Origin of the sequence: Acinetobacter sp. P1(2025), assembly GCF_051390655.1 — a bacterium.
In the GTDB taxonomy this organism is placed as follows: Bacteria; Pseudomonadota; Gammaproteobacteria; order Pseudomonadales; family Moraxellaceae; genus Acinetobacter; species Acinetobacter junii.
In genome coordinates this window covers 1-863 of record NZ_JBPKBJ010000163.1, presented here as the reverse complement: position 1 = coordinate 863, position 863 = coordinate 1, and the positions used below count along the sequence as shown (strand labels likewise).

1 protein-coding gene is annotated in these 863 nt (G+C 35.3%); it reads left to right on the top strand.

Annotated elements, in window-relative coordinates; translation table 11 throughout:
• The first annotated feature begins 80 nt into the window (after positions 1 to 80).
• Positions 81 to 827 (top strand): IS5 family transposase, encoded by a 747-nt coding sequence (locus ACSC97_RS18180; RefSeq protein ID WP_004912080.1) that lies wholly within the window; start codon positions 81 to 83, stop codon positions 825 to 827.
• The last annotated feature ends 36 nt before the right edge of the window (positions 828 to 863 follow it).

The following is an 863-nucleotide window of genomic DNA, read 5'->3' as shown; positions in this document are numbered from 1 at the left end:
TAGGGTGTGTTGACACTTTTAGCTTAAAAAAATAGCGAAGTAGTAAAATCAAATCGCCAAACCCAATTTTACTATTCGCTATGCCTCGTACCATGCTGACAGATCAACACTGGCAAAAGTTGAAAACTATTTTGCGTAATTTATCTATTCATCACAACTCAAATTTACGTAATTTTATTGAAGCTATTCTCTATAGAATTAGAACAGGCTGTCCGTGGCGAGATATTCCTTCCTATTTCGGTCAATCAAACTCTATTTTCAAACGTTTTAATCGTTGGTCAAGCAGCGGTAAGTTGCTTAGATTATTCAAATTATTAGCATCATGCCCCGATATGGAGTGGATTTTTATTGATGGCTCTCACGTACGTGCTCATCAACATTCTGCCGGTATAGCGAATCAATCCATTTCTAAAAGTGTAGGAGGAAACTCCTCAAAAATACATTTGATTGTTGATTCACATGGCAATCCTATTGATTTCATGATTACCGATGGCACTACACATGACATCAAAGTTGCACCTGATTTAATAGCAACATTAGATTTAAAAGAGACAGAAGTGGTATGCGCAGATAAAGGCTATGATTCAGAACCACTGCGTGAGCAGATCAGAAAAACAGGAACAAAAGCGAATATACCAAAGAAAATAAATAGCCAATCGAACAATGATCATATGGACTGGTATTTATATAAAATCAGGCATTTAGTTGAAAATATGTTTTGTAGATTAAAACAATTTAGAGGGATAGCTACTCGATATGACAAGCTCAAAAGAAATTATCAAAGTGCTGTTGCCTTAGCCTGTATATTTTTATGGCTACCTTTATAGGTTTAATTATGAACAGTAAATGTCAACAGACCCTAG

Coding starts and splice junctions, on each gene's coding strand:
- ACSC97_RS18180 (WP_004912080.1), top strand. CDS start 81: ATGCCTCGTACCATGCTGACAGATCAACACTGGCAAAAGTTGAAAACT.